A 15787-nucleotide genomic window follows, 5' to 3' on the forward strand; every position below is an offset into this window, starting at 1 on the left:
AGTGCAAGGAAATGGGGTAGCATCCTTCATAAGTATGGCATCACCTTGCTCAGGGAAAATGTACCCTTGCTCCCCCAGCTCCCCCAGCTTCCCCAGCTTCCCCAGCTCCCCCTCACCACAACACTTATTCAGCAGCCCCTACTTATTGGCTGCCATCGGTTGAAAAAAAATTATTTTTTAAGGATATATTTTTGTCGCAGCTTATCAAAAAAACTCTGGAGCCTTAATTTAGCTAACCGTATCTTTGTTAAACGGGGAATACTACCCGGTTTATTTTGGCTTAAATCAAAAAAGTCGTTGACATCCGCTAAAATTATCTTCAGGCGATGGATAATATTTTTATACCGATATTCCGCCAAAAAATGTTCATCTAAAGGCTTGATTGACGGATTTTCTATAACTCTGAGAATGCGTTTAATATCATACTCTTGAGAATATACTGCAATTTTATAGCAATTAAACCCCGGATCTAAATAATCCGATAATCCCCCGTTCACACTCGAAAAAACCTGACAGCCACAAGCAAGGGCTTCCATGGGTTGCAGCCCAAAGCCTTCACTTACCCCCTGTTGCGCCCAATACTCAGCCGAATCATACAAATAAACTTTAGCCCGATTGAAGAGTCCCACTAAATCCTCGACGTAGGAATCAATAACTTTAACGCGACAATGCTTCTGTAACTCTGGTATCAAGTCCTGAAGTAAATACTCAGATGATTTCCGCGCCTGCACTAACACATCAATATCCCGTTCTCGATTGAAGTTCTGGAATTCTTCCGAAATATGATTAGGTAAATAATAAATTAAAGAATTAGGCGATCGCTGTCCCCAATATCCCATAGTATTGCGACTAACGGTAATAATAGGGATACGCGCTGGAAGTTGAAATCGATACCCAGCACTATGGGCATGGTAAATAACTGGATGTAACTTTAACTTTGCTACAAGTTTGGGACTATCAAATCCCCAACTGACCACAAAAATAACATTATTTAAATCCTTTTTTTTGAGCAAATCATCCAGGAACAGCGTATTCTTTTCCCGTTGACGATAGGTGACCACCTCCGCAGAGCAAACCTGCTTTGCCAGACTCAGGGTTTTCAACTCCGCCCAAAGACCGCCGCAAGCAAACTTGCCATAAGTTCCAGGGACTAAAAAGTAAAGGGTTCTCAAAACACCAATTGCCTCAGTGAGATCGTCTGTATAGTTTAATATACTCGAGTCCCCGTAGACGGACTGGCTTTGGCGAGCAGGTAGGAAAATATAAAACTTTACTAAATTTTCATATTCAGCGGGTTAGATTTCATCGTAACTCTACCCATTTTGCTGATGATTGATGGAAACTAGAGAAAGCAGATGCACCCTGCCTGACAAAAGACCCTAAATGAATATGAAAGAGCAGATGCACCCCTGAAACCCTGACAGCCGCCCACATTCTGATTGACAGCACGTACTTAAATCGAAATGTGGGCTTCACTTCTAGGGTAGAAATTTCTAGGGGCAATTGTTGTGATCTAAATTTCCGCTACTGTGTGGTAAAAGCGGACTTTTTAGTGATAGCGATCACTAAAGCATCGGTCTAATAAAAAAAGGAATACGTCAATTGTAGGGGCAGCGTTGGCGGAATGTTGCTATTCATGATATCGAGTTAAGGTGCTTCTTTTTTCTTCATAAAACTGACTGGCAACGAATCCGAGGGAATAAATGAGAGCTGCATTACTAGAAGCTCCCACCGCTGCACCAATGACTGGAAGAATTTCGACAAAACTCAAACCCCCTTTAAGAACTCCGGAACCCCCTACAGATAAGCCAAAAATTGCCAGAACTTCACCGCGTCGCGTTGGCTCTTTTAGCGAAAATCCATAAGCCGCCGCAATGCGATAAACCATCTGTGCTTGGAGTGCTGTAACCGCCGCTAGCTCAATCCCAAATAAAGCCAGCGCTAAAGGGGGGATAAAGTTGGTGATTAATCCCAACCTACCTCCTTGGATTGCTGTATCCACCATAATCCGGTGAGCAAGCTGTTCGGATGTGTCAAACGGGTACTCCTGTCGCAGCTTGTCTACGTCTTTTTGAGCTTGCTCCAAATCCACTTGACCCAATGCAGCAAAGAGCAAGTTAATCCCTGGTACTTTGGCAGCATACTTAGTCAGTGGGTGTTCTGCAATGGGTGTCAAGATTTTGCCCACCGTTTCCGTTCCTGGTTCTACGAATCGCACAGCCGCAGGGCGAACAGCTTCTCCTACAGCTTTGCTTGTGCTGGTAATGGTATCAGCCGCCGATTGCGTGGCTTTAGTCGCCAACTGAGTGGCAAACGTGGCGACTTGAGTGGTTGTTGCGATCGCGTCACTGATGTAGTCTGTAAATGAACTATTTTTTCGCTGTGCTGTCATATTGCAGTTATTTTTTATACCTTGTGGTGGTTATCACTTCTACTTTAAAATAACAAAGACTCAATATCATCTATCATTTGATAGTAAAACTCGCCCCTAGAGAGCTACATACTATGATAATCTGAGTCGTATTATGATTCACTAAAATTAAACGTTAGTAGTGACTGAAGAGTCGTGAATAAACATCCCCTGTTTCGGTCAATAATCCAAATCCTAGGATTTTACCTAGCCCTGGGTTTGGGTGTTTCGACACTACCAGCTAACGCCCAGTTTCGAGACGACTTTGAGCAAGACTTTCAACAACAATGTCAGCGAGCTAGACAAGCTCCCGGTGCCAATTTGAGTGAAAGAACTGAATACGACAGGCGTCTCGAACAAGCGTATGTTTTGCCGAGGCAAAATCGACCAAGTTTAGTCGGTTGTGATTTGCGATCGGCTGATCTCAGAGGAGCTAATTTAGGAGGCGTTGATCTCAGCGCTGCCAACTTTAGTCCTAAAACATCGGTGAATCGGGCAATTGTCACAGAAATCCCCGCCAATCTCACAGGAGCCAATCTGAGCAATGCCAAGCTCGATTATGCTAACTTGACTCGTGCCATTTTAGCTAATGCTAATTTTCGCGGCGCTCGGTTGTACGATACCAATTTGAGTGGCGCTCAAATCGTTGGTGCTAGCTTAGATGGTACGTTTGCCTCTTATGTCATTTTATACGGGGCAAATTTGAGTGGATCAACTCTGAGTTTGGGAAATTTTAGCTCGGCGAGAATGACAGGTGCTGATTTAAGCAATACAAATCTTGTTCGAGCCAATTTGACATTAGCGGACTTAACCAATGTCAATTTCAATGGGGCAAATCTCAGTGAAGCTGATTTAAGCGGCGCGAACTTGACAGGCGCAAAACTCATTGAAACGGATCTTCGGGGAGCAACAGGTGTCAATTTGCAGGGAGCGCAGTTATGTCGAACCACGCTTCCTGATGGCACAGTAGCGGCTCCCAATTGTGTGGTGACGGATAATAATCCATCTGTTGAAGTACGTCCAGAATTGTTTTAGGCAATGAGGGAGATGGGGAAGATGAGGGAGATGGGGGAGATGAGGGAGATGGGGGAGCTGGGGGAGATGGGGGCGCTGGGGGAGATGTGGGAGATGTGGGAGTTGGGGAGGATGAGGGAGATGGGGGAGAGGTGGGAGCGGGGGGAGCGGTGGGAGGTGGGGCCGAGGGGGGAGGTGAGGGAGATGAGGGAGAGGGGGGAGATGGGGAAGATGAGGGAGATGGGGAAGATGAGGGAGCTGGGGGAGATGAGGGAGATGGGGAAGATGAGGGAGATGGGAGACAAAATTTTTATAGCCCATTGCCTATTGCCTATTGCCTATTGCCTATTGCCTATTGCCTATTGCCTATTGCCTATTGCCTATTCCCTGTTCCCTGTTCCCTGTTCCCTGTTCCCTGTTCCCTGTTCCCTGTTCCCTGTTATTCCTGACAAATGACAAATGACAAATGACGAATGACAAATGACGAATGACAAATGACGAATGACGAATCAACAATCTCGATTTGATACCGTACCATCTGCTAGCGTCGTCTGGCATAAAATAGCATCTCGCCAGTCAGCCCCGTCTAGGTTAGCCCCCTGTAAATTTGCGCCCTCTAAGTTTGCGCCTTTGAGATAAGCATTGGTGAGATTGGCATTTTCTAATAGAGCGTTGCTCAAATTGGCGCGGGTGAGAAAACTATTGATTAGGTTTGTATCTCTCAAGTCCGCATTACTAAGGTTGGTATCCACCAGAGAAGCCTCCATCAAGTCGGCATTCCTGAGAATAGCATTGACCAAGTCAGCACGGCTGAGTTCAACCCTACTTAATTGAGCCAACCGGAGATTAGCACCTCGCAGGTTGGCTCCTTTGAGTTTAGCGTCTTCTAAATTTACCTCTCGTAAATCACACCCCATACAGCTATTGGTTTCTAGCAATTGCCGTACTGTATCTGCATCTTTCAGGAGATGGGTTGCTGCTGTGGCTACAGCGTTGACGTTAACTGTAGCCACAGGTGAGAGTAGCATCAGGAAAATGGTAGTAATTAGACGCCCATCGTTCATGATTTATGGTTCATGGTTCATGGTTCATGGTTCACTCACCGCAAGGTAACAAACTCCTCAGAGGTCGAGGGATGAATACCAACGGTAGCATCAAAATCGGCTTTTTTCGCTCCCATTTTCACAGCGATCGCAACGCCCTGAATAATCTCAGCCGCTGATGCTCCAACCATGTGCGCTCCTAGCACTTTATCTGTGGTTTCGTCAACCACTAACTTCACCATAACCCGTTCCTCTCGACCAGTGAGAGTGTGGTACAAGGGGCGGAAACGGGCGCGATAGACTTTTACCCCATCGCCATGCTTTTCCCTCGCTTGGGCTTCGGTTAACCCCACCGTTGCTGCTTCTGGGGTACTAAATACTGCCGAGGGGACATTTTCATAACTCATAACCCGAGATTTGCCGCCAAATTCTGTATCGGCAAAGGCACGCCCTTCGTTAATCGCAACGGGCGTCAAATTAATCCGATCCGTGCAATCCCCAACCGCATAGATATGAGGTTGAGAAGTACGGCTATACTCATCCACCGCGATCGCATCTTGACAGAGATCGACTCCAGCCTTATCCAGCCCTAGATTCTGGAGATTCGGCTTGCGCCCTGTGGCGGCGAGAAAGATGTCTCCAATTACGGTTTCCTCATGCTTCCCGCAAACCGTAACCTTTAATTCATCTCCTGTCTTTTCAATCGCCGTCGGTACGCTACCCTCTAAAATCCGGACACCGTGTTGCTGCATTCCCTCCTGGATTTGAGTCCGAATATCGTCATCAAACCCCCGCAAAATCTTTTCCTTGCGAATAATCTGGGTTACCTCAGAACCCAAGCCATGCATAATACAGGCAAATTCCACACCGATGTAGCCACCGCCGAGAATCACCACTCGCTTAGGTTGCTCTTTGAGTAGGAACATATCATCGGAGATAATCGCATGTTCTATACCCGGAATATTTGGCGTAACCGGATGTCCACCCACGGCAATCAAGATTTTATCCGCACTCACTCTATGGGACGCCGTACTGCTATTGGGAGACTCAAAAATCTCTAACGTATGAGGGTCAACAAACTTAGCATAACCCCGAAACAGTTGCACTTCGGAATTATCCAACATCCGCAGGTAAACCCCATTAAGGCGTTCGAGTTCCTTTTGCACCGCCTCGATCATTTTATGCCAGTCGAGAGTGCTTTGTACAGGACTCCAGCCATACCCTTGTGCCTCTTCAAACACCTCCGGAAAATGAGAGGAATAAACCATCAGTTTTTTGGGAATACAGCCGCGATTCACACAGGTTCCTCCCAAGCGGCTGAATTCGGCTACTCCTACCTTTGCCCCATATTGTGCTGCTCGTCGTGCTGTGGCAATTCCGCCTGAACCGCCACCAATCACAAACAGATTAAAATCGTAACTCATAACTCGGTTAACTCCGTTTGATCAGCATGTGAACTACTTATCACTGTACGCGAATAGCATTTTGTATTGATTTACCTAGAACTGAGTTGATAAAAGACTCGTTGTTCTGATTCTATAAACTGTATGTTTGTTGATCCTTGAATTTTAACCCCAGGCAGTTGGTGAGGCTTAATTTAAACACCAGCATCTACCAACAACGGCTGAATCGTCTCCCAAGTTAACCCCTGCTGAATATAACGAGGTGCATCTGGATTATAGGGACTCGCGACGCGATCAATTTTGACAATTTCTGCTTCGGGTGGTATTACAGGCACATCCGGATCGAAAGCCGTTGGACGCATCAATGAACTAGAAAACCCCTTGTAAATAGCAATCTGATCCTCTTCGCCAGCAATTTGAGCGGTAACGAGTAAGACTTCTTGAGGATACTTAATTGTGTATTGTTCTAAACGCTGTCCAATAGAAGTTCCTTGGTTCATGGTTGACTGGTGATTCGTCATTTGTCATTTGTCATTTGTCATTTGTTATTCGTTATTCGTTATTTGTTATTTGTCATTTGTCATTTGTCATTTATTGATTGGGAAATTTCTTCCTCATCTTCCCTATCTCCCCCATCTCCCCCATCTTCCCTATCTCCCCCATCTCCCTCATCTCCCTCATCTTCCCTATCTCCCTCATCTTCCTCATCTTCCCTATCTCCCCCATCTCCCTCATCTTCCCTATCTCCCCCATCTCCCTCATCTTCCCTATCTCCCCCATCTCCCTCATCTTCCCTATCTCCCCCATCTCCCTCATCTCCCCCATCTTCCCTATCTCCCCCATCTCCCTCATCTTCCCTATCTCCCCCAGTTTTCCACTACTGTTCCATCGCGATTCGTCCCTGTTTCCCTAAGCGAATTAAAACAAAATAGCTCAAGTACAGAACGTAAATCAATAATCCAACAATGCCAATAAAACCCAAAAATTGAGGAGAAGACTCAGTATGGAAGTATTGTTTAAAGAGAAAGGGAGGTTCTAGCCAAACTCTACAGGCAAGCGTTTCCAAAGCGTCTGAAGTAAACGCGCATCCCAGAGACGGAAGACTCCACAAGACACCAATCCCACAGTAAATCGTTATTGCCCAGCGCCAAGCCGTCAGCGTAAGTTTCAGCGGATTCGTCGGTTGATCCTCAATATCCTCATTCACATCTACCCAGAACCAGAGGGAGATGGGAATCAAAACTCGGGCAAGCCAACCCGATATAAAACCAATGGGCCACGAGGCAATCATGATATAAACTGTAATTGCCAGTAAACTAGACACGCGCCAGTAGATAATTAATAGGCGCACCATGGCATCAGCTTTTTTGACAAAAGCCCATATAATTAGGATCAGGGGAATCAACACCGTAAATAAAACGGCTAACCGATAGTCTGTCCAGACTAATGCTTGCAGAAGTTGATCGGGCATAGCTAATAGCCGACGAGTTCCTTTGATTTAACAGTATAGTGACACCGCGATCGGTTCACCTCCCAAATTGTACGGTAATCTTGCCATCTCCGCTTCGGGAATATTATCGATTTCAATTACTGGGCGGGTGTTCTGGTGTCCTGAACCACGGGTTCTCAGGAACAAAAAAAGCAGCCGGAATCACCCGAAGGAGTTCCAGCCACCAAACTGATTCACTGAATTCATCCATACAAAATCGGCACGTATAGCAGACGAAGAGTCCCTTATTCGTCGTAGACGCGGCACTCATCTGCATCAGGATTTTCTTCGCAATACTTCTCGAAGGAGGTTTTCTTTGTGCCTTTTTGCTTCTGATGTGCTGCCTCAGCTTGTAATTCTTCGACAGAATCCCAAGCTACCGCACAGTCTGGGGACTCTGCGCCTTCAGCGTCACAAACAGTTCTAGCTTGCTGACGCTCCCGATCAATTTGTTCTTGAATATCACTCATGGCTTTCCTTTTTTCCTGATTACTGCACTAATGTATTGTACAGAACGCCTATTTATTTGGTGTTGACCGCCCTGAAATATATCCAAGTCGGTACTCATAGATCGTATAGATCGTTAGGATTCTATAGTTTAACGTTCCGCAGAAGTCGATACGCTGTTTACAATTCTACACGATCTGCCCGACTACCGGAAGTAGGGGGCTGTTTAGCACTATTTATCCTCTTGCCATTGAAATATCGTAAAATCTCATCTCCCCCGCCACCCTGCTCCCCTGCGCTCTGACCCCAGTCCCTTGGGAGTTAGCCGAATTGGAGTTATCATAAGGCTTTGCACCTGTAGCCAACCCGAAAAAACCTTACCCAGGGAAAACCTCAGTAAAAGTCATGGCAAATTTGATGAAGTGGGTAAATGCCTTATCAACTCGTCCGTCCTTGGAAACAGCGATCGCGGAAGTGGTAGAGCGTCTGGAACAATCGTTGTCGATGCCTGCGGATTTGGGTCTGGTGTTCATCTCTTCAGCTTATGCCAGCGAGTATTCCCGATTAATGCCCCTGCTACAAGAACGGTTATCTGTACCTGTGATCATTGGTTGTGGGGGAGGTGGCGTGATTGGGATGAATGCCCAAGGTCAACCTCAAGAAATCGAAGCAGAACCCGCTCTATCAATTAGTTTGGCAAGTATGCCAGAGGTTTCTGTACGGGCGTTTCATATTCCGGGAAGTGATTTGCCCGACTTGGATAGTTCACCCAGTACTTGGGTAGACTTAATCGGTGTTCCCCCCCAAGATAAACCCCATTTCATCTTATTAGCCGATCCCTTTTCCTCAAAAATCAATGATCTCCTGCAAGGGCTAGATTTTGCCTATCCGGGTTCGGTGAAGGTGGGAGGATTAGCCAGTGCCAGTGCTATGGGAGTTCAGAGTGGGTTATTTTATCGTGATTCGGAACGATACTCTGGAGGTACGCTCCATCGAGAAGGTACAATCGGCGTGGCATTAAGTGGGAATGTGGTACTAGACCCAATTGTCGCCCAAGGCTGTCGTCCCATTGGTCAACCCTATCAGATCACCAAAGGGGAACGAAATATCGTACTGGAACTGGCGGATAGTAACGGGATGAGCTTCAGTGAGGTTGAATCTCAGCCGCCCCTAGCTGTGCTGCGTGACGTAATTCAAAACCTAAGTGAGAGCGATCGCGAATTGGCGCAACATTCTCTATTTATTGGCATTGCCCGTGATGAGTTTAAGCAAAGTCTGGGTCAAGGGGATTTCCTGATTCGCAATCTGTTAGGCGTTGATCCCAGACTGGGTGCGATCGCAATTGGCGATCGGGTGCGCCCGGGTCAACGGATTCAGTTCCATCTACGAGACGCCCGCACCTCTGAGGAAGACTTAGAATTACTCTTACAAAATTATCAAAACCAAGTCAATCCCACCCCAGAAACGGCGGGAGCCTTAATGTTTTCCTGTTTAGGGCGAGGTCAAGGATTGTATGGTAAACCAGATTTTGATTCCCAACTCTTGTGTCGCTATATCAATAATATTTCAGTTGGCGGTTTCTTCTGTAATGGCGAGATTGGACCTGTTGGCGGGAGTACATTTTTACACGGCTACACGTCAGTATTTGGCATTTGTCGGCAACCGTAATTAGGTGGACACAATAAAACCTAACTGTGGAGATCGTCATTTGTCATTCGTCATTCGTCATTTGTAGTTAGTAGTGGACTGACACAACTAAAATTGTGGAATAGATTTTACTGTTAAATTGGGCTAAACGCTTCAACGAGTTCCTCAAGAGTGCAGTTAAGTACCTGTAATAATTTCTGAGTTTGTTCTGGAAATAACCGTGGTCTTTGTCCTCCTGTCTCCCACAGAGAAACGGTACCAACAGTGACATCCATCAAAATTGATATTTTCCGTTGGGTTAAGCCCGCACGCTTCCTCAAGTACGCAAACGTTATTGATTCTTCTTCGTTTGCCATATTGCATCCTTGTTAACTTTTGGTTGACCAGTATTTTTCGACAAGTATTAATCAACCATCATTTTACAGGAGTGGGATTTTTGGGTAAATCCGGCTTTCACGGCTCATTTTGGCTAAACGCTTCTACGAATTCCTCAAGGGTGCAGTCGAGTACCTGTAATAATTTCTGAATTTGCTCTGGAAACAAACGTGGTCTTCGTGCGCCCGTTTCCCACTGGGAAACAGTCGTAACAGTTACATCCATTGCAATGGAGATCTCACGCTGGGTTAAACCCGCACGCTCTCTCAAGTATGCAAATGTGATTCGTTTTCCGTCCTTTACCATGTCATATTCTCATGTCTTGTAACTTGAAACAAATTAGTTGACAATTTTAACTTGACTTAATTAATATAGACATAGAAAAACAAAGGCGAATCGAGGAGTCGGCTTAGACCTTCGACTAACTTGTCCATTTCCTCACCTGTTAGGACTCGTAAACCTAACGTCTACCCTATCCATTGGCTAGCTAGCTCAACAGTTAGTTTAGCCATTGGCTAGGTTTCGTCTGGCTGTCTAGATGCCTTACGCATTAGACATCTTATCTTATCTGACCAAAAAGCGATGCCGCAAAAGGGCGATCGCACTAACTCAGTCTATCAATAAATACCCGATGAGGACATTAAACGCAAGCTCGGCACTCTCGCAGCCGCAGCGATGCAGAAGGACACCTGCAAGTTCTGCGACGGTTCATGCCTACGTTGAACTTTACCATTATTTTTGATATCCCGCCCGAAAACGATGACCCATCCACCTATTCAAAAATTAAAATCTCAAATCCAATGACTGCTTTATTCCGCCGTATTAACCCCGCGCAAAAGTTCCGCATCACCAAACGCCAAATCGCCCAATTCCTGGGAATTTCCAAATCCCTAATTGTCAAAGTTGAATCCTGGCTTTATGTTCTATTTGTTCACCGCTTGGACAAAGGTGGACAATTTATCAGTTATCGCCAAATGGAACAATGGAAAAATGCTGTAGCCTGTCACCTGCAAAAATGCTCGACTTGGGAACACTTAGAACATCTGTGGAATGCGATTAAATTTGACCACACGAAGCATCCAAAACAATATGTCGCCTCTGTCTTGCCATTCCTGGACAAAATTAGGTTGAAATGTCTGGAAGCCATTTCCCCAGAGTTACCCGTTGCCAAGGTGCAGGTCTATGATAGTTTATTAACGTGCGATCGCGTCCTGATCTCTTGTGGCTAAAGACTCGCTGATAAAGCGTTTTGCTTTTAGTACCCCCTTGATAGTTCAGTCCGCGTAGGCGGACTTTGTTTGTGTGGTTCCGCGACTTCAGTCGCCAGGGCAAAAAGGGGATTACTCTAGCAGTAATGTCGTGTGATTATCGATAAAAGCAGGTTTACCATTACTATCCATCGCGCTGAAGGTTTGGAAATAGCGGCGGACAGGCGGAGGAAAATCGGGAAAATCAAAATAGGTGTCACCCACAGCAATATCTGCCCAAAAGTTACGTAAACTGGGGGCAAGTTTATCCGCGTCGTGTTGGGGTAAACATAAAGGTGGGGCGGTAAGTAACTTTACCATAAACGGATGAGAGCGATCGCCCATCCATTTTCGCGAAATTTCCGGCAAATTCTCCCAACCGGGTACAGAGGTGATGTGATGGGATTCTATTTGTAACCAGCGATTCCCTAAATTATCAGTTCGCAGTTCTAAGACTCGGTAGGGATGGGGATAGCTGACTAATGATCCAGTGGTAATATCATAGATTCCCTGGTGATAGGCGATATCCTGGACATGAAGATGACCCGTAAAGATTAAATTCACCCCAGCCGCTTTGAGCAGATTTAACAGGGTGGGGGCATTATCCAGCATATAGCGGCGTCCCAAGGGATGCTTTGATTGACTCGGTAGATGTTCGATGACATTGTGATGTACCATAACCACAATCAACTTATCCTTAGTCTGGGCAAGTACATCTTCAAGCCATGCCAATTGCGGTGCATCCAGACAACCGAGTTGTTTACCCGTCTGGTCAAATTGGTTGGAATTTAGCCCAATAAGCTGCACACCGGGGAAAATTTCACGGGTGTAGTAGAGTTGGTCGGGATTGTCATAGCCAAATTGATGATAATAGTGGGGAAAGTCTTTCAGTCCAATCGAACGTTCATCGGGCAATAGCGTGGGGACATCATGATTACCAGGTACAACGTAAACCGGGTAGGGTAGCTGGGACAATCGCCTTTGTAGCCAGTCATGGTTAATCGGTTCGCCGTGCTGGGTTAAGTCTCCTGGAAGTAGGAGAAAATCTAGATTAAGCTGTTCTAAATGATTGAATACTAACTCTAGGGCAGGGATACTGATTTCCACTAAATGGAAGCGGTTGGGAATATCCCAAATAGTTTGGGGCAGGGCGATGTGTAAGTCACTGATTACGGCAAAGCGGGCATTTAAACTCATGAAAATTTTCCCTCTCTCAGCCCTTGGTTTCCAGGTTGAGTGTCGGATTTGTATTGGCTGCAAAAGTTTCTGTGAAAACTGAGATGTTTCTGGCATCTAGATTTTCACAAAAATTAATTATTCTGTATATTTTCGAGCCAGATTCCGACACAATCGCTAGATTAGAATTAGCATCTATAAGCCAGTGCTTTGCCGAAATCAAGCGGCACTATCCAGAGTTGAAATTCATTATACCATTGTCAGAGGGGTAACAACCCTACTATTTACCAGGGTTTTGGAGAAAGTGGTTATGTTTGAAAAGATGCTTGTTGCCATAGATACCTCTGGTATGGGTGATCATGTTTTTGATCAAGCCCTAGAGTTAGCCAAAGCGGTCAAGGGTAATCTATTACTGTTGCACGTTCTGTCTCCGGAGGAAGACACGAGTCCGGGTATGCCAGGATTTTCCGAGGTGGACTACTATCCGTGGCGATTAGATGATGTGAATATTGCCTACCGCAAGCAGTGGGACGAATTTGAAAGCGAATGTCTGGAGATTTTGCGATCGCGCACGGGTGAAGCTACGGTGGCTGGTGTCTCGGCTGAGTTTACCCAGGTGCCAGGAAGTCCGGGGGAAACCATCTGTAAGGTGGCGAAGAATTGGCAAGCTGATCTAATTATTATTGGTCATCGGGGTTTGTCGGGGCTTTCGGAGTTAATTTTGGGGAGTGCCAGTAATTACGTTCTCCACCATGCTCCCTGTTCAGTCCTGACGGTGCAATTACCTACTGTTAAAACGTCTTAATCCTGTAAAAATGATGGAATGGAATTCTGAATCTTTAGAAAACCAAATTGGTATTCAATTCAAGCATAGTGATACGCTTAGACTTGCTTTAATGCATCGCTCTTATGCCGAACAAATTGGAGAATATGAACAGAATAACGAGCGATTAAATTTTCTTGGTCATGCTCTTGTAAATCTGGTAATTACTGACTATTTATATCATAACTGTCCTTATTTAGAGGTGAGTAATTTTAAAGGATTACGGGACAAGTTAGTCGAAGGACAACGGTTAACCAAACTGTGGTATCAATTGGGGTTGGGCGAAGGGTATCCGTTTCTGGGACTGACGCAAGAACGGCATCGCTTGCGTTTACAAAATCACAATCCCTTTGAAGAAGCATTGATCGCGTTAGTTGGGGCGATTCATCAGGATCGGGGGTTTTCTCAGGCACGGAATTGGTTGGTCAAGCAGTTGATTGCGCCGTTGCTGGAGCGTCATTTAAAAAAGATAAAAGAGCGTTCGTCACCGAATAAACAGTTAAGGTTCCTGGGAGATGCGGTATTGAAAGGGATAGTTGCGGATTATTTGTATAGCTATCTCCCCAATGTTAAAGTGGGCAATTTAAATGACTTATTTAAGGAATTAACCTCTAAAGAGAATCAATCTGACTATATCAATCAAATTACGACGGAGGAGTTGACAGCGCTGAATTTGGAGAATGAGAAAGTTTTAGGCAAATCATTTAAAGCATTAGTAGCCGCCGTTTATCTGAATCGCAGTGCTGAAAATGATAAGCGGGGATTTGCGGAAACCGAAAACTGGTTTGTTGAACGGTTTATTGATCAGGAGCAGGTGTTAAGGAAGGCGATTCGTTTACTGATGGAGGATGGCAGATCACAAAAGTGGATTGTCCGGCATGTTATGGGGTATGAAAGTAAAGATTATCATGCGGGGAGAGATCGGTTTAATCAGGTGATGGAAGGTTAGGGATGCGATCGCGCGACACATCTAATCGCTAATTAACTCTCTCATTTCTGTAATTTATGGACATAAGCATAACCATCTGTTTTCCAGATTGGCTTGAAATACTTCCAGTTAAGGCGGATAGCGTCCGCCATCGGTTCATATCTTGCACCTGACCAGGTCTCGCACTCATCATCCTATCTCCCCACATTGAGGCAAAAATGCCCCGAATTCAAGGATTCGTCATTGTAAACGCCCCTCTGAAGGATAGTATTACTACTTGAGACTTCATCGTACACAACCATCATTATGAATATTCTTTTTGTTGCCGCAGAGGTAGCGCCCCTGGCAAAAGTCGGCGGTATGGGGGATGTCGTGGGCGCATTGCCTAAGTTCCTGAAGCGCTTGGGACATGATGTACGGATTTTTATGCCGTATTACGGCTTTTTACCCGACAAGATGGAGATTCCCAAAGAACCTGTCTGGTGGGGATCTGCCATGTTTGAGTCATTCGCTGTCTATGAAACGGTATTACCCGGAACCGATGTCCCCCTCTATCTGTTTGGTCATCTCGCCTTCTCAGGACGCCATATTTACGCCGGAGCGGATGAAGACTGGCGATTTACTCTCTTTGCTAATGGCGCGGCTGAGTTTGCCTGGAACTACTGGAAACCGCAAATTATTCATTGCCACGATTGGCATACAGGCATGATTCCGGTGTGGATGAACCAATCGCCGGATATTTCCACCGTCTTTACGATTCACAACTTGGCGTATCAAGGTCCCTGGCGCTGGCGCTTACAGCAGATAACCTGGTGTCCCTGGTATATGCAAGGTCATAATACAATGGCAGCAGCGGTACAATTTGCGGATCGAGTGACTGTCGTGTCGCCAACTTATGCAGAACAAATCTGCACGGCTGAATACGGTGAGACTTTAGAAGGGTTAATGTCTTTCATTAGTGGTAAAACAGTCGGGATTCTTAATGGCATTGACACGGATAGTTATGACCCAGAAACCGACAAATATATCGAGCAAAAATTCAGCGCCGATACGCTGGAATTACGTCGCAAAAACAAAGTCACCCTGCAAGAAGAGGTGGGCTTAGAAGTCAACTCCAATGCCTTTTTCATGGGCATGGTCACGCGCCTCGTGGAGCAAAAGGGGATTGACCTATTATTACAAGTCATTGATCGCTTCTTAGCTTATACCGACGCCCAATTTATATTGCTGGCATCTGGTGAACGTTACTACGAAACCCAAATGTGGCAATTGGCATCTCGCTATCGGGGTCGTATGTCTGTCCAACTCCTTTATAGTGATGCTCTGTCTCGACGCATTTATGCGGGTTGTGATGCATTCCTAATGCCATCCCGCTTTGAACCTTGTGGCATTACTCAAATGCTCTCTATGCGCTATGGTTGTGTCCCCATTGTCCGGCGCACCGGGGGTCTGGTGGATACGGTTTTTCACCATGAACCTGTTAGCCAAACTGGGACAGGTTACTGTTTTGACCGCTATGAACCGTTAGACTTTTATACCTGTATGGTACGGGCTTGGGAAGGTTTCCGCTTTAAAGAGCAATGGACAACGCTACAGCAGCGCGGTATGCGTAAGAATTTCAGTTGGGATAAATCAGCCAAACAGTATATCCGCACCTACCGAGAGGTTTTAGGGTTACCGCCAGAGGAGGAAACGGTTCAACCACAAGAGGCAGATTCAACCCTTACAGGTGTTGTCAGTTAAACTTACTTCTTCACCCAATCCCCGATTTAATTAAGGCGTCGG

General features: G+C 45.7%; 18 protein-coding genes. 7 read left to right on the top strand and 11 right to left on the bottom strand.

Annotated features, from left to right (window positions below; all coding sequences use genetic code 11):
• Positions 1–170: 170 nt before the first annotated feature.
• Together RIB93_RS16510 and RIB93_RS16515 are read right to left on the bottom strand one after the other, a co-directional pair.
• Positions 171–1172: a glycosyltransferase gene (locus tag RIB93_RS16510; protein ID WP_446373821.1), complete on the bottom strand. Its 1002-nt coding sequence runs from the start codon at positions 1170–1172 to the stop codon at positions 171–173.
• Between the two features lie 458 nt (positions 1173–1630).
• The gene (locus RIB93_RS16515) at positions 1631–2392 is read right to left on the bottom strand and encodes a hypothetical protein (protein WP_446373822.1); all 762 of its coding nucleotides are present in this window, start codon (positions 2390–2392) and stop codon (positions 1631–1633) included.
• A 174-nt stretch (positions 2393–2566) separates the two neighbouring features.
• Here RIB93_RS16515 and RIB93_RS16520 point away from each other — a divergent pair, with 174 nt between their 5' ends.
• Both RIB93_RS16520 and RIB93_RS16525 read left to right on the top strand, forming a co-directional pair.
• Positions 2567–3445: a pentapeptide repeat-containing protein gene (locus tag RIB93_RS16520; protein ID WP_446373823.1), complete on the top strand. Its 879-nt coding sequence runs from the start codon at positions 2567–2569 to the stop codon at positions 3443–3445.
• A gap of 86 nt (positions 3446–3531) precedes the next feature.
• The gene (locus RIB93_RS16525) at positions 3532–3873 is read left to right on the top strand and encodes a hypothetical protein (protein ID WP_446373824.1); all 342 of its coding nucleotides are present in this window, start codon (positions 3532–3534) and stop codon (positions 3871–3873) included.
• Positions 3874–3933: 60 nt separating this feature from the next.
• Here RIB93_RS16525 and RIB93_RS16530 read toward each other — a convergent pair whose 3' ends face one another.
• The 6 genes from RIB93_RS16530 to RIB93_RS16555 all read right to left on the bottom strand — a co-directional run bounded on the left by RIB93_RS16530 (position 3934) and on the right by RIB93_RS16555 (position 7829).
• Positions 3934–4488: a pentapeptide repeat-containing protein gene (locus tag RIB93_RS16530; RefSeq protein WP_446373825.1), complete on the bottom strand. Its 555-nt coding sequence runs from the start codon at positions 4486–4488 to the stop codon at positions 3934–3936.
• A gap of 35 nt (positions 4489–4523) precedes the next feature.
• A complete protein-coding gene (gor, locus tag RIB93_RS16535) occupies positions 4524–5891 on the bottom strand; it encodes a glutathione-disulfide reductase (RefSeq protein WP_446373826.1) in 1368 nt (455 codons plus the stop codon).
• A 173-nt stretch (positions 5892–6064) separates the two neighbouring features.
• Positions 6065–6391, bottom strand: a complete 327-nt coding sequence (locus tag RIB93_RS16540) for a DUF7734 family protein (RefSeq protein ID WP_446373827.1) — start codon at positions 6389–6391, stop codon at positions 6065–6067.
• A 70-nt stretch (positions 6392–6461) separates the two neighbouring features.
• Positions 6462–6722 (bottom strand): hypothetical protein, encoded by a 261-nt coding sequence (locus tag RIB93_RS16545; RefSeq protein WP_446373828.1) that lies wholly within the window; start codon positions 6720–6722, stop codon positions 6462–6464.
• Positions 6723–6747: 25 nt separating this feature from the next.
• Complete coding sequence (locus tag RIB93_RS16550) at positions 6748–7341, bottom strand: DUF3177 family protein (RefSeq protein ID WP_446373829.1); 594 nt, start codon at positions 7339–7341, stop codon at positions 6748–6750.
• A gap of 263 nt (positions 7342–7604) precedes the next feature.
• Positions 7605–7829 carry a CP12 domain-containing protein gene (locus tag RIB93_RS16555; RefSeq protein WP_446373830.1) on the bottom strand — a complete coding sequence of 75 codons (225 nt, stop codon included), beginning with the start codon at positions 7827–7829 and terminating at the stop codon, positions 7605–7607.
• A gap of 382 nt (positions 7830–8211) precedes the next feature.
• Here RIB93_RS16555 and RIB93_RS16560 point away from each other — a divergent pair, with 382 nt between their 5' ends.
• Positions 8212–9474, top strand: a complete 1263-nt coding sequence (locus tag RIB93_RS16560) for an FIST signal transduction protein (RefSeq protein ID WP_446373831.1) — start codon at positions 8212–8214, stop codon at positions 9472–9474.
• Positions 9475–9587: 113 nt separating this feature from the next.
• On the opposite strand, the gene RIB93_RS16565 is transcribed toward RIB93_RS16560, so the two are convergent.
• Positions 9588–9809 (bottom strand): helix-turn-helix domain-containing protein, encoded by a 222-nt coding sequence (locus RIB93_RS16565; RefSeq protein WP_446373832.1) that lies wholly within the window; start codon positions 9807–9809, stop codon positions 9588–9590.
• A gap of 97 nt (positions 9810–9906) precedes the next feature.
• Positions 9907–10134 (bottom strand): helix-turn-helix domain-containing protein, encoded by a 228-nt coding sequence (locus tag RIB93_RS16570; RefSeq protein WP_446373833.1) that lies wholly within the window; start codon positions 10132–10134, stop codon positions 9907–9909.
• Between the two features lie 404 nt (positions 10135–10538).
• Here RIB93_RS16570 and RIB93_RS16575 point away from each other — a divergent pair, with 404 nt between their 5' ends.
• Entirely contained in the window at positions 10539–11057 is a 519-nt protein-coding gene (locus RIB93_RS16575) for a hypothetical protein (protein ID WP_446373834.1), read from the top strand.
• 111 nt (positions 11058–11168) lie between these two features.
• Here the strand turns inward: RIB93_RS16575 and RIB93_RS16580 are convergent, their stop codons facing one another.
• Complete coding sequence (locus tag RIB93_RS16580; protein WP_446373835.1) at positions 11169–12272, bottom strand: metallophosphoesterase family protein; 1104 nt, start codon at positions 12270–12272, stop codon at positions 11169–11171.
• Positions 12273–12561: 289 nt separating this feature from the next.
• Here RIB93_RS16580 and RIB93_RS16585 point away from each other — a divergent pair, with 289 nt between their 5' ends.
• The 3 genes from RIB93_RS16585 to glgA all read left to right on the top strand — a co-directional run bounded on the left by RIB93_RS16585 (position 12562) and on the right by glgA (position 15745).
• Positions 12562–13056, top strand: coding sequence for a universal stress protein (locus tag RIB93_RS16585; protein WP_446373836.1), 495 nt, complete (start codon positions 12562–12564; stop codon positions 13054–13056).
• A gap of 10 nt (positions 13057–13066) precedes the next feature.
• Entirely contained in the window at positions 13067–14023 is a 957-nt protein-coding gene (locus RIB93_RS16590; protein WP_446373837.1) for a ribonuclease III domain-containing protein, read from the top strand.
• Between the two features lie 285 nt (positions 14024–14308).
• The gene (gene glgA / locus RIB93_RS16595; protein ID WP_446373838.1) at positions 14309–15745 is read left to right on the top strand and encodes a glycogen synthase GlgA; all 1437 of its coding nucleotides are present in this window, start codon (positions 14309–14311) and stop codon (positions 15743–15745) included.
• Positions 15746–15787: the final 42 nt, after the last annotated feature.

Source organism: Coleofasciculus sp. D1-CHI-01 (genome assembly GCF_040218875.1).
In the GTDB taxonomy this organism is placed as follows: Bacteria; Cyanobacteriota; Cyanobacteriia; order Cyanobacteriales; family Coleofasciculaceae; genus Coleofasciculus.